The organism is Nitratireductor soli (genome assembly GCF_001050155.1).
Classification (GTDB): domain Bacteria; phylum Pseudomonadota; class Alphaproteobacteria; order Rhizobiales; family Rhizobiaceae; genus Nitratireductor; species Nitratireductor soli.
On record NZ_LFVY01000009.1, the window covers coordinates 22,217 to 47,329 of the forward strand.

At 65.0% G+C, this 25,113-nt stretch carries 24 protein-coding genes and 1 tRNA gene; 10 read left to right on the top strand and 15 right to left on the bottom strand.

Annotation, left to right across the window (positions count from 1 at the left end):
* Positions 1 to 126: 126 nt before the first annotated feature.
* From AB843_RS12380 to AB843_RS12400, 5 genes are all read left to right on the top strand, one after another.
* A complete protein-coding gene (locus tag AB843_RS12380) occupies positions 127 to 708 on the top strand; it encodes a transglutaminase-like cysteine peptidase (protein ID WP_082143816.1) in 582 nt (193 codons plus the stop codon).
* A gap of 90 nt (positions 709 to 798) precedes the next feature.
* Positions 799 to 1,413, top strand: a complete 615-nt coding sequence (locus AB843_RS12385; RefSeq protein WP_082143817.1) for an ankyrin repeat domain-containing protein — start codon at positions 799 to 801, stop codon at positions 1,411 to 1,413.
* Between the two features lie 234 nt (positions 1,414 to 1,647).
* Entirely contained in the window at positions 1,648 to 2,727 is a 1,080-nt protein-coding gene (locus AB843_RS12390) for a glycosyltransferase (RefSeq protein ID WP_048647176.1), read from the top strand.
* A 292-nt stretch (positions 2,728 to 3,019) separates the two neighbouring features.
* On the top strand, positions 3,020 to 3,613 hold the full coding sequence (locus tag AB843_RS12395) for a class I SAM-dependent methyltransferase (RefSeq protein WP_048647177.1): 594 nt from the start codon (positions 3,020 to 3,022) through the stop codon (positions 3,611 to 3,613).
* A 116-nt stretch (positions 3,614 to 3,729) separates the two neighbouring features.
* Positions 3,730 to 4,086: a septal ring lytic transglycosylase RlpA family protein gene (locus tag AB843_RS12400; protein WP_048647178.1), complete on the top strand. Its 357-nt coding sequence runs from the start codon at positions 3,730 to 3,732 to the stop codon at positions 4,084 to 4,086.
* A 17-nt stretch (positions 4,087 to 4,103) separates the two neighbouring features.
* Here AB843_RS12400 and AB843_RS12405 read toward each other — a convergent pair whose 3' ends face one another.
* From AB843_RS12405 to AB843_RS12425, 5 genes are all read right to left on the bottom strand, one after another.
* On the bottom strand, positions 4,104 to 5,390 hold the full coding sequence (locus AB843_RS12405) for a TRAP transporter large permease (RefSeq protein ID WP_048647179.1): 1,287 nt from the start codon (positions 5,388 to 5,390) through the stop codon (positions 4,104 to 4,106).
* Complete coding sequence (locus AB843_RS12410) at positions 5,387 to 5,914, bottom strand: TRAP transporter small permease (protein WP_048647180.1); 528 nt, start codon at positions 5,912 to 5,914, stop codon at positions 5,387 to 5,389. Before AB843_RS12410 ends, AB843_RS12405 begins: the two co-directional genes overlap by 4 nt.
* A 9-nt stretch (positions 5,915 to 5,923) precedes the next feature.
* The gene (locus tag AB843_RS12415; protein WP_048647181.1) at positions 5,924 to 6,919 is read right to left on the bottom strand and encodes a TRAP transporter substrate-binding protein; all 996 of its coding nucleotides are present in this window, start codon (positions 6,917 to 6,919) and stop codon (positions 5,924 to 5,926) included.
* A 68-nt stretch (positions 6,920 to 6,987) separates the two neighbouring features.
* Positions 6,988 to 7,944, bottom strand: a complete 957-nt coding sequence (locus AB843_RS12420) for a beta/alpha barrel domain-containing protein (RefSeq protein WP_048647182.1) — start codon at positions 7,942 to 7,944, stop codon at positions 6,988 to 6,990.
* A complete protein-coding gene (locus tag AB843_RS12425; protein ID WP_048647183.1) occupies positions 7,941 to 9,152 on the bottom strand; it encodes a CaiB/BaiF CoA transferase family protein in 1,212 nt (403 codons plus the stop codon). Before AB843_RS12425 ends, AB843_RS12420 begins: the two co-directional genes overlap by 4 nt.
* 76 nt (positions 9,153 to 9,228) lie before the next feature.
* Between AB843_RS12425 and AB843_RS12430 the strand changes: the two genes are divergently transcribed.
* The gene (locus AB843_RS12430; protein WP_048647184.1) at positions 9,229 to 10,173 is read left to right on the top strand and encodes a LysR family transcriptional regulator; all 945 of its coding nucleotides are present in this window, start codon (positions 9,229 to 9,231) and stop codon (positions 10,171 to 10,173) included.
* Positions 10,174 to 10,190: 17 nt separating this feature from the next.
* Here AB843_RS12430 and AB843_RS12435 read toward each other — a convergent pair whose 3' ends face one another.
* Positions 10,191 to 11,546, bottom strand: a complete 1,356-nt coding sequence (locus AB843_RS12435) for a putative bifunctional diguanylate cyclase/phosphodiesterase (protein WP_048647185.1) — start codon at positions 11,544 to 11,546, stop codon at positions 10,191 to 10,193.
* Between the two features lie 215 nt (positions 11,547 to 11,761).
* Between AB843_RS12435 and gshB the strand changes: the two genes are divergently transcribed.
* The 3 genes from gshB (at position 11,762) to AB843_RS12450 (ending at position 15,186) form a co-directional block, all read left to right on the top strand.
* The gene (gene gshB, locus AB843_RS12440) at positions 11,762 to 12,706 is read left to right on the top strand and encodes a glutathione synthase (RefSeq protein WP_048647186.1); all 945 of its coding nucleotides are present in this window, start codon (positions 11,762 to 11,764) and stop codon (positions 12,704 to 12,706) included.
* A gap of 275 nt (positions 12,707 to 12,981) precedes the next feature.
* On the top strand, positions 12,982 to 14,514 hold the full coding sequence (locus tag AB843_RS12445) for a YifB family Mg chelatase-like AAA ATPase (protein WP_048647187.1): 1,533 nt from the start codon (positions 12,982 to 12,984) through the stop codon (positions 14,512 to 14,514).
* Between the two features lie 192 nt (positions 14,515 to 14,706).
* Positions 14,707 to 15,186, top strand: a complete 480-nt coding sequence (locus AB843_RS12450; protein ID WP_048647188.1) for an SRPBCC family protein — start codon at positions 14,707 to 14,709, stop codon at positions 15,184 to 15,186.
* Positions 15,187 to 15,259: 73 nt separating this feature from the next.
* Here AB843_RS12450 and AB843_RS12455 read toward each other — a convergent pair.
* The 9 genes from AB843_RS12455 to AB843_RS12495 form a co-directional block, all read right to left on the bottom strand.
* A tRNA-Leu gene (locus AB843_RS12455) sits at positions 15,260 to 15,344 on the bottom strand.
* 272 nt (positions 15,345 to 15,616) lie between these two features.
* A complete protein-coding gene (locus tag AB843_RS12460) occupies positions 15,617 to 16,231 on the bottom strand; it encodes a 2,3-bisphosphoglycerate-dependent phosphoglycerate mutase (protein WP_048647189.1) in 615 nt (204 codons plus the stop codon).
* A gap of 34 nt (positions 16,232 to 16,265) precedes the next feature.
* Entirely contained in the window at positions 16,266 to 17,081 is an 816-nt protein-coding gene (gene dapB / locus AB843_RS12465; RefSeq protein WP_048647190.1) for a 4-hydroxy-tetrahydrodipicolinate reductase, read from the bottom strand.
* Positions 17,078 to 18,916 carry an ABC transporter ATP-binding protein gene (locus tag AB843_RS12470; protein WP_048647191.1) on the bottom strand — a complete coding sequence of 613 codons (1,839 nt, stop codon included), beginning with the start codon at positions 18,914 to 18,916 and terminating at the stop codon, positions 17,078 to 17,080. The genes dapB and AB843_RS12470 overlap by 4 nt, the downstream gene beginning before the upstream one ends.
* Positions 18,917 to 18,989: 73 nt before the next feature.
* On the bottom strand, positions 18,990 to 20,015 hold the full coding sequence (locus AB843_RS12475) for a glucokinase (RefSeq protein WP_048647192.1): 1,026 nt from the start codon (positions 20,013 to 20,015) through the stop codon (positions 18,990 to 18,992).
* A gap of 254 nt (positions 20,016 to 20,269) precedes the next feature.
* Complete coding sequence (mepA, locus tag AB843_RS12480; protein WP_048647367.1) at positions 20,270 to 21,325, bottom strand: penicillin-insensitive murein endopeptidase; 1,056 nt, start codon at positions 21,323 to 21,325, stop codon at positions 20,270 to 20,272.
* Positions 21,326 to 21,398: 73 nt separating this feature from the next.
* Positions 21,399 to 22,289, bottom strand: coding sequence for an SDR family oxidoreductase (locus AB843_RS12485; protein WP_048647368.1), 891 nt, complete (start codon positions 22,287 to 22,289; stop codon positions 21,399 to 21,401).
* A complete protein-coding gene (gene queG / locus AB843_RS12490; RefSeq protein ID WP_048647193.1) occupies positions 22,286 to 23,416 on the bottom strand; it encodes a tRNA epoxyqueuosine(34) reductase QueG in 1,131 nt (376 codons plus the stop codon). Before queG ends, AB843_RS12485 begins: the two co-directional genes overlap by 4 nt.
* Complete coding sequence (locus AB843_RS12495) at positions 23,416 to 24,108, bottom strand: glutathione S-transferase family protein (protein WP_048647194.1); 693 nt, start codon at positions 24,106 to 24,108, stop codon at positions 23,416 to 23,418. Before AB843_RS12495 ends, queG begins: the two co-directional genes overlap by 1 nt.
* A 139-nt stretch (positions 24,109 to 24,247) precedes the next feature.
* On the opposite strand from AB843_RS12495, the gene AB843_RS12500 reads away from it, so the two are divergent.
* Positions 24,248 to 25,054, top strand: a complete 807-nt coding sequence (locus AB843_RS12500; protein WP_048647195.1) for an undecaprenyl-diphosphate phosphatase — start codon at positions 24,248 to 24,250, stop codon at positions 25,052 to 25,054.
* The last annotated feature ends 59 nt before the right edge of the window (positions 25,055 to 25,113 follow it).

Sequence of the window (25,113 nt, forward strand, 5' to 3'; positions counted from 1 at the left end):
CTTGGGAAGTTTGCCTTTCCGCCAATTGACAGCGCGCCCCCTCATTTCTTAACGTTTCATTAACGATAGAAAGAAACGGGGAGCGCCATGATGGCTGCTTGGCGGAGGGGCTTCCGCAACCGGAGCATGGCGTGGCTGTTGCTGGCAGCCGCCTGGGGCGCATCTCCGGCGGAAGCAGGCAGTCTGATGACGACCGGCGGGCTGACCTCGCAGCCGATCGGCCACTATGAGTTCTGCAAGGCCAATCCCATCGAATGCTCGATCCGCCCGCGCAACACGGGGCCGGAGCGGATGACCGCGCAGCTCTGGAAGACGCTGGCGACGGTCAACAGCGCGGTCAACCGCGCAATCAAGCCGATGAACGACATCGACATCTATGGCAAGGAAGAAGTCTGGGCCTATCCTGCGAGGGGAGTAGGCGACTGCGAGGACTACGTGCTGGAGAAACGCCGCGACCTGAAGCGCAGCGGCCTCTCCCTTGCCAATCTCCTCATCACCGTGGTGCGCAAGCCGGACGGCGAAGGCCATGCGGTGCTGACCGTGCGCACCGACAAGGGCGATTTCATCCTCGACAATCTGAACGACACCGTGAAATTATGGAGCACGACCGGCTATCGCTACCTGAAGCGGCAGGCGAGCAACCATACGGGCCGATGGGTCAGCCTGCGCGAGGAGAACAACCCGGTCGTCGGCGCGGTCAGCCAATAGCCGACAGGGGCCGAAGCATCGGCCGGCCATGCTGGAGCCATCGCCGTGCATAGGTTTCTTATCGTCTTTCTGGGGTTCTTGCTGGTTTCCATGTCATCCAACGGAGCGGATGCGGCCGAGGCGGCGCTGATTGCCGCAGCCGAGCGCGGCGACGTCGCCGCCATCGAGGAAGCGCTCGGTTCCGGCGTCGCCGTGGACGCGCGCGATGCGCGCCGGCGCACGGCGCTTCTGGCGGCCGTGCAGGCCAACCATCTCGACGCCGCACGACGGCTGATGGAGGCCGGTGCCGACGTCAACGCCAAGGACGATATCAATGACAGCCCCTATCTCCTGGCCGGCGCGCGGGGCTATCTGGACATACTGCGCCTGACCCTGGCGCATGGCGCGGACCTGGCAAGCACCAACCGCTATGGCGGCACGGCGCTGATCCCGGCGGCCGAACGCGGGCATGTCGAGACGGTGCAAGTGCTGATCGACGCCGGGGTCGATGTGGACCACGTCAACAATCTGGGCTGGACGGCGCTGCTCGAGGCGATCATCCTGGGCGATGGCGGACCGCGCCATGTGGCCATCGTCGAACTGCTCACCAATGCGGGCGCGGATGTAAACCTGGCGGACCGGGAGGGCGTGAGCCCGCTGCAGCACGCCGAGAGAGACGGTTACACGGAGATTGTGCGCCTGCTGCGCGCGGTGGGTGCACGATAGAGCGCGCGTCCCAAAACGGCATCGCCTCGCAACCATCAGATGCACGCGCCTCCCGACCTCAGCCCCGCCCTGCCATCAAGGCAGCGCGGGCTGAGGCTTATTCTGCAATAACATGCGAACTCGATAGGCTCCGGCCGATCCACAGCTCCTCGCGGACCGGTCGGTGCCGGCCACGATCTGGGCTGAATTTCAACATCATTACGCCGCTATTGGCTGGCTATCCCGATTGTTATCATGAAGATTCTGGCACTCTCAACTTCCGGTGAACGCTGCGGGATCGCTACCTACAATGCGGCTCTCGTCGAAGCGCTGCGCAATGACGGGATTTCGGTGGACGTCCACCCTATCGACACGGCAACGACCCGCGCGCTGTCGAAGCAGGAGATGCTGCACTATTTCGATCCGTTCCTGGCCCGGCTTGCCACCTATGACGCACTGATCATCCAGCATGAATATGGCCTGTTCGGCGGCAGATACTCGTCCGGCACGGCACAGAAAGTGTTTGCCCGCACGATGGCGGCGATCGCCGCCTCCGGCAAGCCGACGGCGATCGTCTTTCACTCGGAGCCACGCATCTCGACACGCTTCCTCTCCAAGAAACGCGTCTACTGGCAGCGCATTCGCCACCTCATCAACTCCAATCCGCAGATTTTCGCCGTGGTCCATGGCGAGGAAGCGCAAAAGCAATACATCGATGCCGGGCTGGACCAGGATTCCCTGTGGGCGACCAGGCATCCGCTGCCGGCCATCCGCCACATCCCCAGAATCGGCGCCGACGGAAACGTCACGCTGACGATTTTCGGCTTCGTCGCCAAATACAAGGGATATCGCGAGGCGGTCGAAGCCCTCAGTTTCCTGCCGGAGCGGTTTCGGCTGCTTGTCGCCGGCGGGCCGCATCCGGGCAATGTCGAGGACGACACGTTCGACCGGCTGATAAAAGCCGGTCATCCGCGCGTCGAAATCACGGGCTGGCTCGACGAGCAGGACATTGCGGCCGTGATGGCGCGCACGGACATCGTCCTGGCGCCCTACCATCCCGACGGACCCGCCGGGTCCGGGGCCGTCACCTGGGGTATTTGCCATGGCCGCCCGGTGATTGCCTCGAAAACCGTCACCTTCAACGGAATCCAGGAGGAGGCACAGTGTTTCGCCATGGTGCCGCCGCGCGATCCGCAGGCATTGGCCGACACCATTTTGCAGCTGGCCGCCGATGACGCGGCCAGGGCAAGGATGGTAGAGTCCGGGTTCGACTACACAAGAAAATACAGCTGGGACGGAATGGCCCGGAGGCTGACGGAAAAGCTCACCGCCTAGTGGTGCGATCCAGACAGATGGTACCCATCTGTCTGGACAAATCGCCCCACCAGATCAATAGCTTGTGGGCTGACTTGTCGAAACGGATGGAGACCATCCGTTTCGGTCAGACCACTAGCGGTGAAGCGAGCCTCGCCCCGCGCGATCTTGTGGACACGCCATTCCAGCCGCAAGTAGCCAATGGGAGGGTGCCGAATTGCTTCGAGGGACCGTGAAGGCTCTGTCCTCCGCCCTGGTTGGACAAAAGCCAGCCAGATCGTCGCAAATCCGTAGCGTCTCGGATGCCATCGAGATGGCCGAAAACTGCCTCGAAGGCTGGTGCAGCCGGGCCAAGGCCGTCGCGCTGACCAATGCGATTATCGAGGAGCAACCGCAATTATGCGTCGAGATCGGCATTTTCGGCGGCCGTTCCATCGTGCCGTGCGCTGCCGCGTTGCGACAGAACGGTTCCGGCGTGATCTACGGCATCGAAACCTGGAGCCCGGCGATAGCGACGGAGCATTTCACCAGTGAAGAGAACGATTCCTGGTGGCAGCAGGTCGATTTCCCGCGCATCAAGCAAGACTTCTTCGCCTTCATCGCCCTGCATGGCTTTACCGAGCAGATCAGGGTGATTGAAAAAACCTCGCGTGACGCGGCTTCCTTGTTCGACGCCATCGATTTCCTGCACATCGACGGCGCGCATTCGGTGTTCAACGCAGCCGAGGATGTCGTGCTCTACGCCAGCAAGCTGAAGATCGGCGGCATTGTCGTCCTCGACGATATCGACTGGCCAACCACCGGGCCGGCGCATGAAATCCTCAAGTCGATCGCCGAGCCGCTGACGACGATCAATGACGATGAAGGCAAGCCGGCCTGCGCTTTCATGAGAAAGGTGCGAAACTAATCTTTCACGGTGACATTTTTATTGACCAGCATTGTCGGTCATTGTTGGAACTCGCCGTTTCATTGCCGCATTTGCCGCCCAAGCGCCGTTGCTGATACGGATTTGGGGACTTTTCCATGCAGCAGCGCATTCTTCGCGGCGTCAAGATCCTGCCGGTGGCGGCATTTCTCACCATTGCCCTTTCGGCTTCGGCGCATGCCCAGTGCGGCAGCGCGTCCTGGTATGCGCTCACCTCGAAAACCGCATCGGGCGAGCGCATGAACCCGGCGGCGATGACGGCGGCCCACCGCTCCCTGCCCTTCGGCACGAAACTGCGCGTGGTCAACAAGCGCAACGGCCGCAGCGTCGTCGTGCGGATCAACGATCGCGGCCCGTTCGTGCGCGGCCGCATCGTCGACGTGTCGAAGGCGGCAGCCGCAAAGCTTGGCTTCGTGCGGTCAGGCCACACCAAGGTGTGTCTCGAAGCGCGCTGAGGTTTTCCCGGAAAGGTCTACCGGCCGAACCCGGCGGTCGTCGGCAGCCACAGCGACAGTTGCGGGAAGACCCACATGATGGCCAGACCGAGGATCAGCAGCAGCACATAGGGCAGCGCCCCGCGCATGATCTCCGACAGAGGCGCGCCGGTGATGCCCTTCAGGATGAACAGGTTCATGCCGACCGGCGGCGTGATGAGCGCAAGCTCGAGGTTGATCATCAGCATCACCCCGTACCAGATCGGGTTGATCTCCAGCAAGGTCATCGTCGGCAGGATGATCGGCGTGGTGATGAGGATGATGGCGATCGTCTCGAGAAACATGCCGAGAATGAAGATGGCGATCATCACCACCAGCATGAAACCGGTCTGCGACAGGCCGAGTGCTGTAACCCCCTCCATGATCTCGGCCGGCAGGCGGATGATGGTGATGGCGTGGCCGAACAGCCCAGCCGCGGCGATGATCATGAACAGCATCGCCGTGGTGCGCATGGTCTGCCAGGTGCAGTCCCACAAATCCATCAGCGACACGTTGCGGTAGACGAGCAACGCCACCAGCAGCGCATAGACCGCACCGACGGCGGCCGCCTCGACGGCGGTGAAGACGCCGAGATAGATGCCGCCGAGGATGACCGGCGGCATCGCCACCGCCCAGATGGAATTGGCGAAGGCGCGGATCACGGCGCGCGCGCCGGGCCAGCCCTGCTTCTCCGTTTCGCCATGGGCGTTCGCCTGATACCAGCTGAACACGGCGAAGATCACCGCCATCAGCAGCCCCGGGATGAGCCCGGCCAGGAACAGGGCGCCGATGGAGGCATCGGTGACGATGGCGTAGAGGATCATCGGCCCGGAGGGCGGAATGAGAATGCCGAGCGTGCCGCCGGCGGCGATGATGCCGTAGGTGTCGCGCGAGCGGTAGCCGAAGCGCTGCATTTGCGGGATCGCCGTCGAGCCGATGGTGAGCGCGGTGGCCACGGACGAGCCGGAGATGGTCGAGAAGATGGTGCAGGACAGGATGGTGGCGAAGCCCAGCCCGCCCTTGACGTGGCCGACGAGCTTGTTGGCCATGTCGTAGAGATCGTCGACGACCTTGGCCTTGATCATGATGTGCGCCATGAAGGCGAACATCGGGATCGTCGCCAGGAGCGGATTGTTGAGGCTGGCGAAAACCGTATCCGCCATGGAATCGATTTTCCCCTCGAACAGGTAGAGCACGGCGAGCGAGGACAGGCCGAGCGCGGCGAAGATCGGCATGCCGGTGAGCAGCAGGACGATCAGCGCGGCAAGGATGAGGGTGATGGTCATGCGCGGCCTCGCAAATGGCGAAGAAGGCCACCGAGCGCCGCCAGGACCAGAAGCCCGGCGCCGGCCACCATGGTCGATTGCGGAATCCACAGCGGTATCGAGAGATAGCCCGTCGAATAGGCCTCGAACTGCCGGGAGAAGGCGACCGTGTGCCAGGCGGCCCGCATCAGCAGGGCGGCAAAGACGATGACCGCGAGCTGCGACCACAGTTCAAGCCACCAGCGGCCGCGCGGCCCGGCCATGTCGAACAGGAGATCGATGCGGATGTGATCGCCGCGCCGGAGCGCCTCGGCCGCGCCGAACATGACGATGGCGACGACGAGGAAGCCGGTGGCCTCGTCGACGCCGACAAGCGGCCGGCCCAGCACATAGCGGTTGAACACGCTGAGCGCCGTCACGCCGAGCACGACCAGCAGCAGCAGCGCGCTGAGGCCGCCGCCGATGCGCGAGATCACGGCGATTGCCGCGTCCAGCCTGGAGGAGGCGCGCGGCGCCTCCTCATCGTCGATCCTGTCGAGGCTCATCGGAGCGCCCTACTGGATTTTCTCGACGAGCTCGAGCAGTTTCTTGCCGTCCTCGCCGGTTTCCTCGGCGAATCCCTCGTTGAAGGCCGGCTGCATGGCGGCCTTGAAGGCCTCGTTCTCGGCATCGGTGGCGATGTGGACCTTGACGCCCTTCTCCTCGAGCTGCTTCGGCGCGTCGGCTGAAGCCGCCTGCGAGGCTTCGATCGCCCAGACCGAGGCCATTTCACCAGCCTGTTTCAGCGCCGCCTTCGACTTGTCGCTCAGGCCATCATACCAGGACGGGGTGACGTAGCCATGCAGATAGGCGGCGAGCACGGGTACGACGGTGAAATGGTCCTGAACCTCGAAATACTTGCGCGAATAGGCGGCCGCAACGTCGGTGATGGCGGCATCGATGACGCCCGTCGCCAGGGCCTGATAGACCTCGCTGCCGGGCATCGACACGGTCGAGGCGCCCATGGCGCTCAGGCTGCGGTCGAAGGCGGGGCCGAGGCCGCGCATCTTGATGTTCCGGAAGTCTTCCGGCTTGAGCAGCGGCTTGCCCTTGGAGGTGAAGACGCTGACATTGGTCTGGAACATCCAGGCGATGTTCCTGACGCCCTTGTCGGCAAGCTTCTCCTCGAGGAAGGCGGCGGCCTCGGAGGTCGGCCATTTCTTCCACGCCTCGATGGAGGACATGGTGTAGGGGCCGACCGTGACGTTCATCAGCGGCAATGTCTTGCCCCACTGGAAATTCAGCGAGAAGGCGCATTCGATGTCGCCCTTGGCGACGGACAGGATGTTGTCATTCGCCTTGACCAGGCTGTCGGCGCCGAACACCTGCACGTCGAGTTCGCCTTCCGACAGTTTCTCGACCTCGGCGGCCCATTGGTCCACCACCTTGGCGATGTGGTGGGCCGGCGGCAGCTGGTGGCTGCAGCGCATGGCCGTGGCCGCCTCGGCGATGGTTGTGGACGCCGCCGACATCGCCAAAACGGCGAGTATTCCACTCAGTATCTTTCCCATGGTTTCCTCCCTGGAATTGCTGGGTTTTGTGAATGTCTCCTGCCGCCTGGGCGTCCTCCAACGTCCGGTCAGGCGCGCCACGCGACGACGCGGGGTGCGCCCGCGCGCGCGATGGAACCGTAAAACTGCTCATCCGGCATTTCGCTCTCGGCGATCGACCGGGCACCCATCAGCGCGTCCAGGTCGATGCCGGTGGGAAATCCCTTGGTCTCGCAGAGGAAGACCAGATCCTCGAACACGACATTGCCCGTCGCGCCCGGCGCGAAAGGACAACCGCCAAGGCCGCCGAGCGACCCATCGAGCACGCGGCAGCCCGCATCGAGCGCCGCCGACGCATTGGCGATGCCCATGCCGCGCGTGTCGTGCAGATGGACGATGAACGGATGTTTGCCACACAGCCGGGCCATCGCCGCCGTCAGTTCGGCGACCTGCCTGGGTCCGGCGAAACCGACCGTATCGGCGATGCCGACGATGTCCGCGCCGGCGACGAGGCAGGCTTCCGCCAGGCGCAGCACCTCAGCCGGATCGACCTCCCCGGCGATGGAACAGCCGAACGCCATGGAGATGCCGGCATTGACGATCGCCTTATGGCCTTTCTCGTCGCGCAGCCGGGCGACCTTGCCGACCAGCTCGACCGCTTCCCGGCGCGAGCGATGCATGTTCGCCTGGCTGTGTTCCTCGGTGGCCGAGACCACGCAGACGATTTCATCGAGCCCGGTCCCGACCGCGTCGGCGGCGCCGCGCTCATTGAGCGCCAGCGCCGCCGAGCGGGCTCCCCCGAGCGAACTCACGGCCGCAATCATGTCGCGCACATCGGCGAATTGCGGCATGCGGGAAGCCGGCAGGAATGAACCAACCTCGAAATGGCGGACGCCGGCCGCATGCTCGCGCACCAGCCATTCGTGCTTGGCGGCGGACGACGGAAATGCCTTCACGAGCTGCAATCCATCGCGCAGGCCGACCTCGCGCAGCGAAACGCGGTCCTGCGGATAGATGTGCGCATGTATTTCCGCAGGGCCGGTCATGCGGCCTCGGCGCGCAGCGGGCCACGGGCGGCTGCGATCTCGTCGTCATCGAGCCCGAGGCTCTTCAACACGGTTTCCGTGTCCTGGCCGATGGCCGCCAGGTCGCCGCCACCCGACAGCATCACGCCATCGACCTCGAAGGGCAGCGACGGCGCGCGGAACGAGCGCCCGTCCGGCATGGTCGAGGCTGCCAACCCGCCCGGCCGCATCACATGCGGGTCGCCATACATGTCGGCCGGCCTGGCAATCGGCGCATAGGGAATGCCGACCCGCTCGAAGGCGTCGAGCAGGGGGCCTGCCTGGCGCCTGGCGATGGCCTTGGCGACGATCGGCACCGTCCAGTCGCGCGCGTCGATCTGGTCCATCCGCTTCTGCAGACGCGCGTCGGACAGAAGCTCGTCCAGCTCAAGCAATCTGCACAGGGAGACCCATTGGCCTTCGGTCACCGCGCCGACGAATATCTGCCGCCCATCGGCGGTCTCGAAGATGTCGTAGACCGGCCAGGAGAAGCTGCGCTCGGGCATGGGCGGCGGGCTCGTCCCCTCCAGTTCGAACTGCACCATGTGCTGGGCGACCAGCAGCAGGCAGTTCTCGAACAGGCCGACGCGCAGGCTGCGGCCCTTTCCGGTCTCGCGGCGCTCCATCAGCGCCGCCAGCACCGAGAACGCGCCGAACAGGCCACCCATGATATCATTAGCCGACGAACCAACGCGCAGCGGACGGCCCGTCGGGCCGGTCATGTAGGCGAGGCCGGTCATCATCTGCACGACCTCGTCGAGCGCCGTGCGATCCTGATATGGCCCGCGCAGAAAGCCCTTGTGGGAGGCGATGATGAGCTGCGGAAAACGGGTGTGGAGGTCTTCGGGATCGGCACCCATCTTTGCCAGCGAAGCATCGCGGAAATTCTCGACAAAGACATCCGCCGTCGCCAGCAGGCGGTCAAGCGCGGCGCGTCCCTGGCTGGTCTTGAGATCGAGCTGAACCGATTTCTTGCCGCGGTTGAAAAGCGGGAAGAATGGACTGCCCATACCAGTCAGGTGTCGCGTCTTGTCGCCCTCCGGCGGCTCGACCTTGATCACCTCGGCGCCGAGAAACGCCAGAAACAGCCCGCAGGACGGCCCCATGATCATGTGGCTCATTTCGACGACGCGCACGCCGTCGAGGGGGCGGAAGGGATGCTCCGCGTCTGTTCTTTCGCTGTCCGTCATGCGCCTGACAGTAGCGTTGCTTGTGGGGCCGGAAAATTATAAAGTTTCTAACGTTCCCTTCTAAAGAATAGAAACCATGGATTCCCGCCAGCTTCGCTACTTCGCCGCCATCTACGAGCATGGTACCTTGTCGAATGCCGCCGAGCATTGCCGCGTCGCCGTTTCGGCGCTCAGCCATCACCTGACCAATCTCGAGCGCAAGCTTTCCGCCAAGCTGTTCGTCCGCAAGCCGCGCGGCATGCAGCCGACGGCCGCCGGCGAGCGGCTCTACACGCATGCGAAATCCATTCTCAAGGCGATGTCGGCCGCCGAGAAGGATATCCGCGAGGCAGACGGGAAAATCGCCGGCGACGTGTCGGTCGGCATGGCCTATTCGGCGGTGAAGGCGATCGGCGTCGAGCTGGTCCGGCGCATCATGGCGGACCATCCCAAGGTGCGGCTGTCGCTGTCGGAAAGCCTGTCGGGCTCGACGCTGATGCACCTGATGACGTCGGAGGTGGAGATTGCCCTCGTCTACAATCCGCCCGCCGACCCGCGCCTGCGGACGCAGCCGGTGCTGGAGGAGGAGATGCTGCTCGTCGGCACGCCGGCCATCATCGGCAACACCGACGAGCCGGTGCGATTCTCCGAGATTCTGGACATGCCGCTGATCCTGCTTCGCCAGGGCGTCTCGGCGCGCGCTCTTCTGGACGATGTCTCGCTTCTGCGAAAACTGGAGAGCCGGGCCAAGCTGCAGATGAATTCGGTGCAGGCGATCGGCGCGTCGCTGGCCGCCGGGCTCGGCTGCGCGATCGGCACCAGGCTGTTCATGTACGAGCAGCTTGAAAGCGGATTGCTGCATTCGCGGCCGATCATCGAGCCGACGCTGTCGCGGACCCTCTATCTCTGCGAAATGGCCGACCGGCCGACCACATTCGCCCAGGAAGCGGTGCGCGCGCTGATGCTGGAGCTGGCGGCCGCCGTCGTCAAAGCCGGCATCTGGGATGCCAGCCTGCTGCTGCCGGAACCAAAACAGAGTTGAAAAACAGCGGAATGGGTTCAGCCGGCGATCTTGCGCAGCGGCGGACGCATCGCGGTTTCGCGCAGATAGCCGAGCGTTGCATCGGCATCGCACGGGCGGCCGAACAGGAAACCCTGGCCGCCGCCGCAGCCGAACTGCACCAGCCGGTCGGCCTGTGCTTCCGCTTCGATGCCTTCGGCCACCACATCCATGCCCAGGCCCTCGCACATGGCGAGAATGGCGCGGATGATGTGTTCCGAGGGGCGGTCGTCGAGAATCGACGAGACGAAGGCGCGATCGATCTTCAGCTTGTCGAACTGGAATTCGCGCAAGCGCCCGAGGCTCGACTGGCCGGTGCCGAAATCATCCAGCGAGACGCGAATGCCGACGCGGCGCAGATCCTCGACGATGCGCTGGGCGGAAGCGGGATCGTTCATCAGGCCGGTTTCGGTGATCTCGATCTCCAGCCGCCGCGGATCGAAGCCGGTGCGCTCGAGGATCGACAGGATCTGCAGGCCGGTGTTGTGGTCGACCAGTTGCGACGGCGACAGGTTGAACGACAGGAACAGGTTCGACGGCCAGCCGCGCGCCGCCTCGGTCGCCTTGCGCAGCACGAGCTGCGACAGGGGGCCGATGATGCCGCGCTCCTCGGCGATGGGGATGAAGACCCCCGGCGAAACGGGACCCAGATCGCGGTCGGTCCAGCGGGCCAGCGTCTCGAAGCCGATGGTGCGCCGGGTCCCCAGATCGACGATCGGCTGGAAATGCGGCTCCACCTCGCCGGCGGCGACGGCGCGGCGCAGCGCCTGCTCGATATGCGTCACCCGCTTGGCCGCTTCTTCCATCTCGCGGGTGTAGACGACGACGGCTCCGCGCCCCGAGCGCTTGGCCTGGTAAAGCGCCGTCTCCGCCTTGTTGAGCAGGATCTCGCTCGTCTCGTCATCGGAATAAAACAGCGAACAGCCGGCGGAGGCCGACAGGCGCGCCGTGCGATGCCCCACATCATAGGGCGCCGACAGGACTTCGATCAGCAGCCGCGTGCGCTCGCGCGCCGCTTCCTCGCTGAACACCATCGGGTACAGAAAGGCGAACTCATCGGCGCCGATGCGCGTGACCGTGGAACTCTCGTCCATCGCCGCGCGCAGCCGCAGCGCCACCTGCTGCAGGATTTCGTCGCCGGCGGCGCGGCCGAACAGATCGTTGATCGGCTTGAAGCCGTCGAGATCGAGAACACCAATGGCAAAGGGAGCGGGATCATCGGCGCGATCATCGATCAAGCGGTCGATCTTGTCGAAGAAGCGGCGCATGTTGCCAAGGCCCGTCAGCGCATCCGTGAAGGCGTAATCGGCCTGGTCTGCCGTTGTCGTCCGAACATATGCGGGCGCCGGCTTCATCGGTTTTCCGCTCCACTCCCGATCCACTATGGGCTTCACTACTCCGTGCCGGACCATGGACTTAAAGTCTTTAAGAATAGTATCCAATATATCATTATTGTGAACCGGCTGCGGACAGTCCTGGTGCAGAGAAGCGCCGCCATATCGGCGGCTTGACATGCGGCGGCACGAACCGTCATCTGCGCATCCCGAAGACCATCCCGGAGTGCCGATCCATGCCGCTCAAAGTCGCCGTCCAGATGGACCATATTTCCACCGTTTCGATCGCCGGCGACACCAGCTTCGCACTGGCCCTGGAGGCGCAGCAGCGCGGCCATGCGTTGTGGCACTACACGCCGGACCGGCTTTCCATGGTGGATGGCAAGGTGATCGTCTGGGCGGAAAAGCTGACCGTGCGCGACGAGAAGGGCAACCATTTCGCCCTGGGCGAACCGGAGCGGCTCGATCTGTCGCACATGGACGTCGTGTTGCTGCGGCAGGACCCGCCCTTCGACATGAACTACATCACGACGACGCATATCCTCGACCGCGTGCATCCGAAGACGCTGGTCGTCAACGATCCGGCCTGGGTGCGCAACAGCCCGGAGAAGATCTTCGTCACCGAATTCGCCGATCTGATGCCCGCGACGCTGATCACCCGCGATCCGCGCGAGGTGGACGATTTCCGCGCCAAACATGGCGACATCATCGTCAAGCCGCTCTACGGCAATGGCGGCGCCGGCATCTTCCACCTGCGCGAGGGCGACCGAAACCTCGCCTCGCTGCTGGAGATGTTCATGCAGGCCTTCCGCGAGCCGTTCATCGTCCAGCGTTACCTGAACGAGGTGCGGGCCGGAGACAAGCGCATCATCCTGATCGAGGGCGAGCCTGTGGGCGCCATCAACCGGGTGCCGGCGGAGCACGATTCGCGCTCCAACATGCATGTCGGCGGCCGGGCCGAACCCTCCGAACTGACCGAGCGGGAGCGCGAGATCTGCGCCCGCATCGGCCCCTCGCTGCGCGAACGCGGCTTCATCCTGGTGGGCATCGACGTGATCGGCGACTTCATGACCGAGATCAACGTCACCTCGCCGACCGGCCTGCGCGAGGTCAAGCGGTTCGGCGGCGCCGACATTTCCGCCCTGTTCTGGGATGCCGTGGAGGCACGCCGCGCCGCCTGAGGCGCCGTGCACGCTTCCATCGACGCACGACATGAAGCGCCCGGTGCAGATGTGGCCGGGCGCCTTCGTTTGTTCTGCCGCTGCAACCAACCACAACCGCCGCGCGAGGATACAAGCTCTTCGTTCCCTAAATGTTCTTGATTCGATCGATCAAAAATGCTTCATTCTGGTTGTATTGAGTGATCGGCTTCTTGCTTAGGGTGCGATCCCAACAGATGGGTTACCATCCGTTTCGGTCAGACCACTGGAGTTGAGACGCTGCCGGGGGGGATAAAATGGTTTCGCATGTGAGTACGATTGCGTTCCAGGGCATCGAGGCCGTTCCGGTCGACGTGCAGGTGATGGTCGCGCCCGGCAAGATGGGCATGCAGATCGTCGGCCTGGGCGACAAGGCGGTGGCCGAAAGCCGCGAGCGGGTGCAGGCGGCGCTGCATGCTTCGGGCCTGTCCATGCCGCCGAAGAAGGTGACGGTCAATCTGGCGCCCGCCGATCTGCCGAAGGAGGGCAGCCATTACGATCTGCCCATCGCGCTCGGCCTGATGGCGGCGCTGGGCGCCGTGCCGGGCGATGCGCTGGCCGGCTATGTCGTGCTCGGCGAATTGTCGCTCGACGGCACGGTGGCGGCGGTCAACGGCGTCCTGCCGGCGGCGATGGGCGCCAACGCCATGGGCAAGGGGCTGATCTGCCCGCATGCCTGCGGCGCGGAGGCCGCCTGGGCCAGTGCCGACATCGACATTCTGGCGCCGCGCAGCCTGATCGGGCTTGCCAATCATTTTCGCGGCACGCAGGTGATGAGCCGCCCGGAACCCGCCATCGGCCCGCCTCCCGGCCGCTGGCCGGACCTCGCCGACATCAAGGGACAGGAGAGCGCCAAGCGGGCGCTGGAGGTGGCGGCCGCCGGCGGACACAATCTGCTGATGATCGGGCCGCCGGGCGCCGGCAAGTCGATGCTGGCGCAGCGCCTGCCGTCGATCCTGCCGCCGCTTGTGCCGCGCGAGCTTCTCGAAGTGTCGATGATCGCCTCGATCGCCGGCGAACTTGCGGACGGAAAACTGTCCGACCGGCGTCCGTTCCGCGCCCCGCATCATTCGGCCTCCATGGCGGCGATCGTCGGCGGCGGCCTCAAGGCCCGGCCGGGCGAGGCCTCGCTGTCGCATCATGGCGTTCTGTTTCTCGACGAACTGCCGGAGTTTTCACCACAGGTGCTCGATTCGCTGCGCCAGCCGCTGGAAACGGCCGAATGCGTGATCGCCCGCGCCAATCACCGGATCAGCTATCCGGCGCGCATCCAGCTCGTCGCGGCGATGAATCCGTGCCGCTGCGGCAGGGCGGGGGAGCCCGGCCATCGCTGCCTGCGCGGTCCCCGTTGCCAGACCGACTACCAGGCGCGCATTTCCGGCCCGCTTCTCGACCGGATCGATCTCAGGATCGAGGTGCCGGCGGTCTCGGCCGGCGACCTGGTCGGCGCGGCCCGCGCCGAGACCAGCGCGGCGGTTGCCGTACGCGTTGCCCACGCCCGTGCCCTGCAGCAGCAGCGCTATACGGCGCTCGGCCTGCCGGGCTGGACGACCAACGCCGCCTGCTCCGCTGCGCTGATCGAGGAGATCGTGCCGCTTGACGCCGACGGCATGGCTCTGATCCGCGACGCCAGTGAAAAGCTCGGCTTTTCCGCGCGCGCCTATCACCGGGTCCTCAAAGTGGCGCGGACGCTCGCCGATCTGGACGGCGCCGACAGCGTGGCGCGCATCCACCTGGCCGAGGCGATCTCCTACCGCATGGCCGGGGACAGGATGGCACACGCCGCCTGACGAAAACCGACCAAAAGTTCTCGCGGTTCATAACGGGCGTGTCCGCCAGCCCTTGTGAGGCTGCGGAACAGGCCCCATGACAGCGCTGAAGAACCTGTTGGACAGAGAACCGACAACGATGATGCGCTTGAACCAAGGCCGGGGAATTGTGACTATCCGGGCTACACGCGGAGTATCGGAGGATGTCTGACCATGGCCAATGTTTCCAAAAGGCCAAGAACCGACACGGCGTCGAGGACAATCGCAGCGTCGCCGCAAACCATCTACCGCGCATTCCTGGACCCGGAAGCATGGGTGACCTGGTTGCCGCCGGCTGGGATGGCCGGCGAGATTCTTGCTTTCGATGCGCGTGAAGGCGGAACTTACCGCATGGCGTTGATCTACGATCAGCCGGATCATGCCGCCATCGGCAAGACGTCCGAGCACGCAGACGTCATCGAGGGTGTCTTCGTCGAGCTGGCGCCGGACCGCCACGTAATCCAGGCGGTGAACTTCGTCTCGGAAGACCCGGCCTTCGCGGGCGAGATGCACATGACGTGGTCTCTGGAGCGGGTCGCCGGCGGGACCGCAGTAAGGATCACCTGCGAGAATGTTCCGGAAGGGATACGGCCTGAAGACCACGATGCCGGCTTGCGATCGACACTCGGCAAACTCGCCGCTTTCGTCGAATGAACCTTCCCGGCGGTAACGGAGTGCGCGCGATGGATCGGCAGATCAAGGAATCCGGATCGAAAGCGGAAGATTATGGTGCCCAGGAGAGGACTCGAACCTCCACGCCTCGCGGCACACGGACCTGAACCGTGCGCGTCTACCAATTCCGCCACCTGGGCAGGTGTGCGCTGCCGATGTAAGGGCCAAGTCCTTTCGTGTCAACGCGGATTCTCGATCATCAGCGGGAAAATGACGGCTGCGAGACGCCATTCATCCCGTCAGCGCCCTTCGGGCGCCTTATGGGCGCGCAGAGCCGTTGCCGGAAGGCGCGCGGAACGCGTTCAGCCCTACAGCGCCGCGCGTCTTATCAGACGCGCAAAGGGCGCTGTAACACTTTGAAATGATGCATGTTCGTTGTCATTCAAATGAATCCATTTGAATGCGGCATGCATTAGAGAATTTCCTTCGAGGCGACCGTCGAGTCGGCGTTGAGCACGTAGACGATCGGCACGCCGGTGCCAATCTCGGTCTTGACGATCTCTTCGCCGCTCATGCCGTCGAGCGCCATCACCAGGGCGCGCAGCGAATTGCCGTGCGCCGAAACCAGCACCGTCTCGCCGCGCAGGACATGGGGCAGGATATCGTGCAGGAAATAGGGCCAGACGCGCGCGCCCGTGTCCTTCAGGCTCTCGCCGCCGGGCGGCGGAACGTCATAGGAGCGGCGCCAGACATGCACCTGCTCCTCGCCCCATTTCTGGCGCGCATCGTCCTTGTTGAGCCCCGAGAGATCGCCATAGTCGCGCTCGTTGAGCGCCTGGTCGCGGATCGTCTCCAGGCCTTCCTGGCCGAGCTCGCGCAGGATGTGGTCATTGGTCACCTGCGCGCGCGAAAGAACCGAGGTGAAGGCGATGTCCGGCCTGAAGCCGCGCGCCTTCAGCTTGCGGCCGGCTTCCTTCGCCTCCTCATGGCCCTTTTCCGTCAGGCCGGGGTCGCGCCAACCGGTGAACAGGTTCTTCAGGTTCCATTCGCTCTGGCCGTGGCGGACGAGGATCAGGGTGCCGGACATGATGATGGTTCCTTCCAGGGGTTCGTCGATCGGATTATGCGTTCAGCCCGAGCACGTCGAGCATGGAATAGAGACCGGGCTTGCGGCCATGCGCCCAAAGTGCGGCCCTGGCCGCGCCATGGGCGAAGACGCTGCGATCCTCGGCCTGATGCGACAGGGTGATGCGCTCGCCGGGGCCGGCCAGGATGACCGAGTGTTCGCCGATGACGGAGCCGCCGCGCAGCGTGGCGAAGCCGATCGTGCCCGCCTCGCGCGGGCCGGTATGGCCGTCGCGCACGCGCACGCTGTTTTGCGCAAGCGCGATGGCCCGTCCTTCGGCGGCCGCCTCGCCGAGGAGAAGCGCGGTGCCGGACGGGGCGTCGACCTTGTGGCGGTGGTGCATTTCGAGCACCTCGATGTCGAAATCCGCAGCGTCGAGCGCTTTCGCCGCCTGCTCCACCAGGACGGCGAGCAGATTGACGCCGAGGCTCATATTGCCCGATTTGACGATGGTGGCGTGATGGGCCGCGGCGGCGATTTTCGCCTCGTGATCGGCCGTGCAGCCGGTCGTGCCGATGACATGGACGATGCGCGCCTGCGCCGCATAGCCGGCGAACTCGACGCTGGCATCCGGCGTGGTGAAATCGAGCACGCCATCGGCCTTGGCGAAGGCGGCCAGCGGGTCGTCGGTGATGGTGGCGTTGATGATGCCGATGCCGGCCAGTTCGCCCGCATCCTTGCCCAGAAAGGGCGATCCCGGGCGCTCGATGGCGCCGGCCACGTGCATTCCATCCATCGCATGAACGGTGCGGATCAGCGTCTGGCCCATGCGCCCCGCCGCGCCGACGATCACCAGTCCCATATCGCTCATGGCTTGCTCTCCTCGCCGGCAGGTGCCTCCACCGGCGCGGCGCCGGCCAGAAGGTCTTCGCCGCGCTCGCGCTGCATCCTGTGGAAGCGTGCATAAATGCCGTGCGGCTTGCGCACAAGTGAGGCGTGCGTGCCTTCCTCGACCAGATGGCCTTCCTCGAGCACGATGATGCGGTCGGCATTGACGACGGTGGAGAGGCGATGGGCGATGACCAGCGTCGTGCGCGTCTTCATGATCTCTTCCAGCGCCTGCTGGACGCGCGCCTCGGACTCATTGTCGAGCGCCGAGGTCGCCTCGTCGAGCAGCAGGATCGGCGCGTTGCGAACGATGGCACGGGCGATCGACACGCGCTGCCGCTGGCCGCCGGAGAGGGTGGCGCCGTTCTCGCCGACCAGCGTGTCATAGCCGGAGACCTGCTGGCGGATGAACTCGTCGGCATGGGCAAGGCGCGCGGCCTCCTCGACCTCGGCGTCGCTGGCGTCGGGCCGGCCATAGCGGATGTTGTCGCGAATCGTGCCTTCGAACAGGTATGGCTGCTGCGAGACATAGGCGATGGCGCCGCGCAACGAGCTCTTGGTGACCTTGGAGATGTCCTCGCCATCGACACTGATCGTGCCCGAATCGAGATCGTAGAAGCGCTGCAGCAGCGCGAACAGGGTGGACTTGCCGGCGCCCGACGGGCCGACAATGGCCGTCGTCTCGCCCGCCCTGGCGGTGAAGCTGACGCCGTGCAGCACCGGCAGCGCCTCGCTGTAGGAGAAGGCGACCTTGTCGAAGACGACATCGCCATTCCTGACCGAAAGAGCCCCGGCGCCGGGCCTGTCGCCCTGCTGCGGCTCGATGTCGAGGATTTCGTAGATCATGCGCGCATTGACCAGGGCGCGCTCGAGATTGACCTGCACGCGGGCGAGCTTGCGCACCGGGTCATAGGCCAGGAGCAGGGCGGTGATGAAGGCGAAGACGGAACCGGGCGGCTGGGCGCTGACCGAGGCGCGCCAGGCCGCATAGGCGATGACGCCGGCGATCGCCAGCCCGGCCAGGAGCTCGGTGATCGGGCCGAGCCGCTCCGACACGCGGGCGATCTTGTTGGAGCGCTCCTCGGCATGGACGATCAGGCCCGTCATCTTGTCGGAGAGCTGCTTCTCCATGGTGAAGGCCTTGATGATGGCGATGCCCTGCACGGATTCCTGCATGGCGCCGAGCAGGCGCGAATTGACATCGACGGCCTCGCGCGTGACGCGGCGCAGGCGGCGCATCAGATAGTTGACCGCATAGATGAGCGGCGGGCCGATGACGAGGGCGATGACCGACAGAAGCGGGTCCTGCAACACCATGACGGCGACCAGGCCGACGAGCGTCACCGCATCGCGGGCGATGGAGGCGACGGTCATGTTGAGCAGGTCGCGAATGCCGCCGACATTCTGGCTGATCTGCGCCGAAAGCTGGCCGGAGCGCGTGGTGCTGAAAAAGCCGATGCCGAGGCGCATCAGATGATCGAACATGCGCTGCTGGTAGCGGGCGACGATGTTGTTGCCGATCTTGGCCAGCATCACCGACTGGCCGTAGGTGGCAAAGCCGCGAATGGCGAAAGCGGCGATGATGGCACCGCAGATCCAGCCGACCAGCTCCCAGCGCTGGCGGTAGAAGACCTCGTCGATGATGTCGCGCATGATCCAGGCGCTGAACGCGGTGGTGGCGGCAATCGCCAGCATGCAGGCAATGGCAATCGCATAATGGCCGATGTATTCGCGGCCGTTCTCGGCGAAAATCCGCCGGATCACGGGAATGACTGCGCCTGAATCCTCAGTGCTTCTTCCGATTCTCAAAGCATCCATTCCTGTTCAACCGGTGCCCACAGCCTGCCAGAAACAGGCTATGCCCGTTCAGGACAGCGCATGCAACGGCGAATCAGGCTTTCCAGCGCCGCCCCTCGGTCTCGACGCCGAAGCGCATCGGCGTGCGCGCATAGGCGGCCAGGCCCATGAGGGCGGCCATCGGGTGCGTGATGACATAGGCCGGAATGGCCCGCAGCAGGTCGCCATGCGGAGCCTTGTCCTCGAACGCGGCGCGGAACTTGCCGTTCTTCAAGGTCGGCACGATCCTTTGCGCGATGCCGCCGGTCAGATAGACGCCGCCCCGGCTCATGAAGATCAGCGCCATATCGCCGGCCAGCCGGCCGAGATAGGTGACGAACAGATCGAGCGCCTCCACCGCCACCATATCGCCGCCGGCAAGCCCGGCACCGGTGATGTCGGCGGGCGTCCGGTGGACGGCCTCCGTGCCGTCGGCCGCCGCGATGGCGCGATACAGATTGACCAGGCCACGCCCACAAAGGATCTGCTCGGCGGAAATGCGGCCTTCGATCGGCTCCAGATGCGGGAAAACCTCCAGGTCTCGCGCCGTGCGCGGCCCGATATCCACATGGCCTCCCTCGCCCGGCACGGGAAACCAGGTGTGCTGGGCATGCACCAGGCCGGCCATGCCCAACCCGGTGCCCGGGCCGAGGACCACGCGGCTGCCAGTCATTTCCGACGTGCCGGGGCAGACCATCTCCAGATGCTCGTCATCAAGCGCCACGACGGCCAGCGCCTGCGCTTCGAAATCGTTGATGACGATGATGTCTGAAAAGCCCATCGCCTCCATCATCTGGCGCGGCCGCACCACCCAGTCACAATTGGTCAGGTCGATCTCATCGCCATCGACCGGCCCGGCCACCGCCAGCACCGCCGATTGCGGCTGGATCGAGGTCCGGTCCAGGATGGACGACTGGATCGCCTCGTCGATGGTGGCGAAGTCGGCCGTCTGCACCACCGGGAAGATCTTCGGCTCGGCATTGGAATCGACCAGAATGGCGAACCGCGCATTGGTGCCGCCGATATCGCCGATCAGGACCGGAAATCTGAGCGCGGTGTCGTTCTCATTCTTGAAATGCATGGCGGAGGCTCGGTTGGTTTCGCGGCTGGTCTGATCGCGGCGTGTTGGCCGCGCCTGGTCCTGTTCCCTGCATGGTTTCGTTGCGCGTTCACCGGCGCAAACCGAACCATGCCTACAGGGGCAATTAAATCGGTTGAAGCGTTAAGGCAAGCACGGCGGCGACAAAATCGCGCTATCGGCGACCTTGCCCGCCCCTGTTTCGTTTCTCCGCATCTGCACCGGCTCCGGCAGCGCTCCCTGGCTGCGTGCGGGCGCTATTGCAAGGCCGGGCGGTTGCTGGGGCGTGGCACACGGCCCGCCGGCATGGCGGAGAGAACGCTGGCCGGGTCGATCTCCTGATAGCCGAGAACCGGGAGTTCGGGCGCCGCAACCTGGGATGCCGCCTGGGTAGCGGCACCACCGCCGCCAAGCGTCACGGCCATTTCGGAAGCGGGTGAGGGTGCTGCGAGCACCGCGCGGCAAGCGTCGGGCAATGCCGCCATGGTCATGATGTCCCGCGCCTTCGGTTTGGCCGGCCCCTTGGCCGGCCGCCATGGCTCGTCGGTGAACCACCAGTCGAGCGACTTGTCGCAGCCATCGCTGCGCGGTGTCGGATCCTGCCGCTTGCAGCCGGTCGAGCCGGGCGGACAGCCGATGCGCACGTGAAAATGATAATGGTGTCCCCAGAAGGGCCTTACCTTGCTCAGCCAGCCGCGGTCGCCGCGCACCGTGTCGCACAATTTCTTCTTGATGCCGGGATGAACCAGGATACGCTCCACCTGCTTGTAGCTGGCGGCGCGGTGCAGCACCGCCTCATGTGCCGGCGTCCATTTGCGGTCGTCGACATAGAGCGAATCGCCCTTCAGCATGGAGACCGCGCTGACATTCTCGCGCTCGGCATTGGTGAGGCGGCGTGCGGGCATCGGCGTGAACCAGATGTCGGCATCGAGGCCGAGCTGATGCGAGGCGTGGCCGGTCAGCATCGGCCCGCCACGCGGCTGCGAGATATCGCCGACGAGAAGGCCCGGCCAACCATCCTGCGCGGCCTCGCGCGACAGGCGCTCGAGCAGGGAGATCAGATCAGGATGGCCCCAGCGCCGGTTGCGCGACAGGCGCATGGCCTGCCAATGAGGGCCATCCCGGGCAATCGCCATGCCGCCGGCGAAGCACCCTTTCGAATAGAAGCCGAAAGCCTGCGGCGCGGCCACCGCCGGCAGCCTCTTGGCACCGAACAAATCCTTGGCCAACGGCTCGGCCTGAGCCGCACCGGCAAGCATGGAAAGGCCGAGCATTGCTGTCGCGGCAAACTTCAGAAGCGTCGGAAATCGCATCGTTTCCTCGTCGTCGACCCACCCAATGTCGGGGCGAATCATAACACAGCTTGGGAATCATGGACGACGGCCTTCAGGAATTTTCTGTCCGCCAGCTTTCGTCGGCCCACATGGCATCGATTGCCGCGCGGTAGTCCGGATGACGCAAGCGATAGCCTGTCGCCTTCAGCCGGGCATTCGCCGCGCGCTTGCACTCGCCGTAGAAGGAGCGGCCCATCGGCGAGAGGCCGGCATCCTCGAAGGCCACTTCCGGCGGGGCCTCGACGCCCATGACGCGCGCCGCATAGGCGACCACGTCCTGTGGCGCGGCGGGCGCATCGTCGGTGACGTTGAAAACGCCGCTTTCGCGGCGGCGCGCCAGATGGGCGGCGGCGCCTGCAATGTCATCGACATGGACGCGGTTGAACACCTGGCCGGGCTTGACGATGCGCCGGGCCTTGCCGTCGACCAGATTGGCGAGTGCGTTGCGGCCCGGGCCGTAAATGCCCGACAGGCGCAAAATGGCGACCGGCAGACCCGTCTCTGCGGCGAGTGCCAGCCAGGCGTCTTCCGCCGCCACACGCTGTTTCGACCGCTCGGACACGGGGTTGCAGGGGGTGGCCTCGTCGACCCACGCCCCGCCATGATCGCCATAGACGCCGACCGTCGAAAGATAGCCGATCCATTTCAGCGCCGGCATGGCGCCGGTGATCGTTTCCCGGGCGGCGGCAAGCACCGGGTCGCCGGCATCGCCGGGCGCAATGCCGACCACCAGATGGGTCGTGCGCGACAGCGCATCGGCGATGTCGACCGGCAATGCGCCTCCGCCCGTGAACGCGTGGGGCGTGATGCCGGCGCGCCCGAGACGGCCGGCATTGGCCAGGTCGCGTGTCGTGCCGGCGATCGCTTCGGCCTCACCGACCACTTCGCGCGCCAGGGCGCGGCCGGAATAGCCGGCGCCGAAAATGAAGAATTCCTTGGTCATGGCCTTGCTCCCCATTCGATCTGCACTTCGGCATCCTTTTCCAACGGGCGCAAGTGCGCTTCAAGCGCGGCGAAGTCTTCACCGTCCAGCAGGCGCGAGAGCGCCCAGACCGCGGCGCCGCGCACCAGAGGCGACGGGTCCCGCGCCAGGGTCCGGCATGGGGCGGCCAGACTTGCGTCGCCGGAGTTTCCGGCGGCGATCAGGACGTTGCGGATAAAGCGGTCGCGGCCGATGCGCTTGATCGGCGAGCCGGAGAAGAAGGCGCGGAACGCCGCATCGTCGAGCGCCAGCAAATCGGCCAATGGCGGCGCGTTCAGATCGTCGCGCGCCTTCAGCTTCGCCTCGGCGGCTCCTTGCGCGAATTTGTTCCACGGGCAGACGGCCAGGCAATCGTCGCAGCCATAGATGCGGTTGCCCATCGGCGCCCGGAATTCGTGCGGGATGGGGCCCTTGTGCTCGATGGTGAGGTAGGAGATGCAGCGCCGCGCATCGAGTTGGTAGGGCGTGGGGAAAGCATCCGTCGGACAGACATCGAGGCAGGCGCGGCAGGAGCCGCAATGATCCCGCTCGGGCGCGTCCGGGGCGAGCTGCGCCGTGGTGAAGATCGACCCGAGGAACAGCCAGGAGCCGAATTCGCGGCTGACGAGATTGGTGTGCTTGCCCTGCCAGCCGAGGCCGGCCTCCCTTGCCAGGGGCTTTTCCATCACCGGCGCGGTGTCGACGAAAACCTTGACCTCGGCTCCGCTGCGGGCGGCAAGCTTGCCGGCGATCTGTTTCAGCCGGCCCTTCACGACATCGTGGTAGTCGCGGTTGCGCGCGTAGACCGAGATCGCCGCCCGGTTCTTCCGTTCGAGGATGGCAAGCGGGTTTTCCTGCGGGCCGTAATTCATGCCGAGCATGATCACCGAGCGGGCTTCCGGCCAGAGACCCTGCGGATGGGCGCGGCGCGCGGCCGTCTCCTCCATCCATTGCATGGTGCCGTGCCGGCCTTCCTTGAGGAAATGGCCAAGTTCGGCAGCGCGGGACGGCGCCGTTTCAGCCGAGGCGACCGCCACCGCATCGAAACCGGCGGCGCGCGCCTCTTTTTCAACGAAAGCGCGAAGCCGGTCGGCCTGCGCCGCGCACATCAGAAATCCAGATCCGCATAGTGCGAGACGGGCGACAGTCCGCGCACGCGGTCGGTGAGGAGAGAGCGGAAGGCGGGGCGCGATTTCATGCGGCTGTACCAGTCGCGCGCGGCTGGATAATCGCGCCACTCGATCTCGCCGAGATAATCGAGCACGGAGAGGGACGCGGCGGCGGCGAGATCGGCATAGGACAGTTTCTTGCCGGCCATCCAGTCGCGCGTGCCGGCCAGCCAATTGGTGTATTTCAGGTGCTGGCGCACATTGGCGCGCGCGGCGCGTATGGTCGCCGAATCGGGCGAGCCGCCACCTTCCGTGCCGGTCATGTGCGGCTTCAGCGCGCGCTCGCGCACCAGATGACGCGTCACATCCGTATCGGCCTTGATCAAGTACCAGTCGACCAGCCGGCGGATTTCGGCGCGCTGCACCGAATCCTCGGCCATCAGCCGCTTTTCCCGCTTCAGCGCGCCGCGCGTCTCGTCGAGATATTCGGCGATGACCGTGGCGCCGACGATCGGATGATCGCCCTCGGCCAGCAGCACGGGGATGGTGCCGGCCGGGTTGAGAGAAAGGAATTCCTGGCGCCGGGCCCAAGGGCGTTCTTCGATCAGGGCGAGTTCCTCGCCATATTCGCCGAAGGAGAGCCGCACAAAACGACAGGAAGCATAGAGCGGGTGATGGAATAACGTCAGCATGCGGTGACTTCTAATGGAAGGCTCTGGCCATTTCATGGCCGCGGCGGTAATCCTCTGATTACCTGATTCTAGGCGTTCTTCCTTCAGCTATAGGGGGAGACCGCCGGACTGACAAGCAAGCCATCATCGAGGAGCGAACGTGACGGACCAGACCATCATCGGGGCGCTTCTGCTTGGCATTCTGGAAGGCCTGACGGAGTTCATTCCCGTTTCCTCGACCGGCCATATCCTGCTCGCCGGGCACTTTCTCGGTTTCAAATCCACCGGCAAGGCCTTCGAGGTGCTGATCCAGCTCGGGGCGATCCTGGCGATCCTCAGCGTCTATGCGGCGCGGCTGTGGAAAATGCTGATCGACCTGCCGCGCGACCCCGGCACGCAGCGCTTCGTGCTCGGCATCCTGATCGCCTTCCTGCCGGCGGCCATCATCGGCGTCTTGGCCTACAAGATCATCAAGACGGTGCTGTTCGAAACGCCGCTGCTGATCTGCGTCATGCTGATCCTCGGCGGCATCGTGCTTCTGTGGGTCGACCGCTGGGCGAAGAAGCCGCGCTACACCGACATCACGACATTTCCGCTGGCCATGTATTTCAAGATCGGCCTGATCCAGTGCCTGTCGATGATTCCCGGCACCTCGCGCTCCGGCGCGACCATTGTCGGCGGGCTGCTGCTCGGGGCCGACAAGCGTTCGGCGGCGGAATTCTCCTTCTTCCTCGCCATGCCGACCATGACCGGCGCCTTCGCCTACGATCTCTACAAGAATTACGACATTCTCTCGGCGGCGGATGTGAAGATCATCGCCATCGGCTTCATCGCCGCCTTCGCCGCGGCCCTGCTCGTCGTGCGCTGGCTGCTCGGCTATGTCTCGCAGCACGGCTATGCGCTGTTCGGCTGGTGGCGGCTGATCGTCGGCGGTCTGGGGCTGGCCGCGCTGCTTATCTGGGGATGAATGAAACAAAAAACCCAGCGCGAATGCAGCCGGGTTTTTTCAGGAATGCTGGCTTGTGC

Bases quoted from the DNA above. Each gene is read 5' to 3' on its own strand.
- AB843_RS12405 (WP_048647179.1), bottom strand. From the start codon at position 5,390: ATGACCATCACCCTCATCCTTGCCGCGCTGATCGTCCTGCTGCTCACC.
- AB843_RS12435 (WP_048647185.1), bottom strand. From the start codon at position 11,546: ATGAAGCCGGCGCCCGCATATGTTCGGACGACAACGGCAGACCAGGCC.
- mepA (WP_048647367.1), bottom strand. From the start codon at position 21,325: ATGCGATTTCCGACGCTTCTGAAGTTTGCCGCGACAGCAATGCTCGGC.
- queG (WP_048647193.1), bottom strand. From the start codon at position 23,416: ATGTGCGCGGCGCAGGCCGACCGGCTTCGCGCTTTCGTTGAAAAAGAG.
- AB843_RS12430 (WP_048647184.1), top strand. From the start codon at position 9,229: ATGGATTCCCGCCAGCTTCGCTACTTCGCCGCCATCTACGAGCATGGT.
- AB843_RS12385 (WP_082143817.1), top strand. From the start codon at position 799: ATGTCATCCAACGGAGCGGATGCGGCCGAGGCGGCGCTGATTGCCGCA.
- AB843_RS12485 (WP_048647368.1), bottom strand. From the start codon at position 22,289: ATGACCAAGGAATTCTTCATTTTCGGCGCCGGCTATTCCGGCCGCGCC.
- AB843_RS12400 (WP_048647178.1), top strand. From the start codon at position 3,730: ATGCAGCAGCGCATTCTTCGCGGCGTCAAGATCCTGCCGGTGGCGGCA.
- AB843_RS12425 (WP_048647183.1), bottom strand. From the start codon at position 9,152: ATGACGGACAGCGAAAGAACAGACGCGGAGCATCCCTTCCGCCCCCTC.
- AB843_RS12475 (WP_048647192.1), bottom strand. From the start codon at position 20,015: ATGCATTTCAAGAATGAGAACGACACCGCGCTCAGATTTCCGGTCCTG.
- AB843_RS12390 (WP_048647176.1), top strand. From the start codon at position 1,648: ATGAAGATTCTGGCACTCTCAACTTCCGGTGAACGCTGCGGGATCGCT.
- AB843_RS12445 (WP_048647187.1), top strand. From the start codon at position 12,982: ATGGTTTCGCATGTGAGTACGATTGCGTTCCAGGGCATCGAGGCCGTT.
- gshB (WP_048647186.1), top strand. From the start codon at position 11,762: ATGCCGCTCAAAGTCGCCGTCCAGATGGACCATATTTCCACCGTTTCG.
- AB843_RS12415 (WP_048647181.1), bottom strand. From the start codon at position 6,919: ATGGGAAAGATACTGAGTGGAATACTCGCCGTTTTGGCGATGTCGGCG.
- AB843_RS12395 (WP_048647177.1), top strand. From the start codon at position 3,020: ATGGCCGAAAACTGCCTCGAAGGCTGGTGCAGCCGGGCCAAGGCCGTC.
- AB843_RS12380 (WP_082143816.1), top strand. From the start codon at position 127: ATGGCGTGGCTGTTGCTGGCAGCCGCCTGGGGCGCATCTCCGGCGGAA.
- AB843_RS12450 (WP_048647188.1), top strand. From the start codon at position 14,707: ATGGCCAATGTTTCCAAAAGGCCAAGAACCGACACGGCGTCGAGGACA.
- AB843_RS12420 (WP_048647182.1), bottom strand. From the start codon at position 7,944: ATGACCGGCCCTGCGGAAATACATGCGCACATCTATCCGCAGGACCGC.
- AB843_RS12460 (WP_048647189.1), bottom strand. From the start codon at position 16,231: ATGTCCGGCACCCTGATCCTCGTCCGCCACGGCCAGAGCGAATGGAAC.
- AB843_RS12410 (WP_048647180.1), bottom strand. From the start codon at position 5,914: ATGAGCCTCGACAGGATCGACGATGAGGAGGCGCCGCGCGCCTCCTCC.
- AB843_RS12470 (WP_048647191.1), bottom strand. From the start codon at position 18,916: ATGGATGCTTTGAGAATCGGAAGAAGCACTGAGGATTCAGGCGCAGTC.
- AB843_RS12495 (WP_048647194.1), bottom strand. From the start codon at position 24,108: ATGCTGACGTTATTCCATCACCCGCTCTATGCTTCCTGTCGTTTTGTG.
- dapB (WP_048647190.1), bottom strand. From the start codon at position 17,081: ATGAGCGATATGGGACTGGTGATCGTCGGCGCGGCGGGGCGCATGGGC.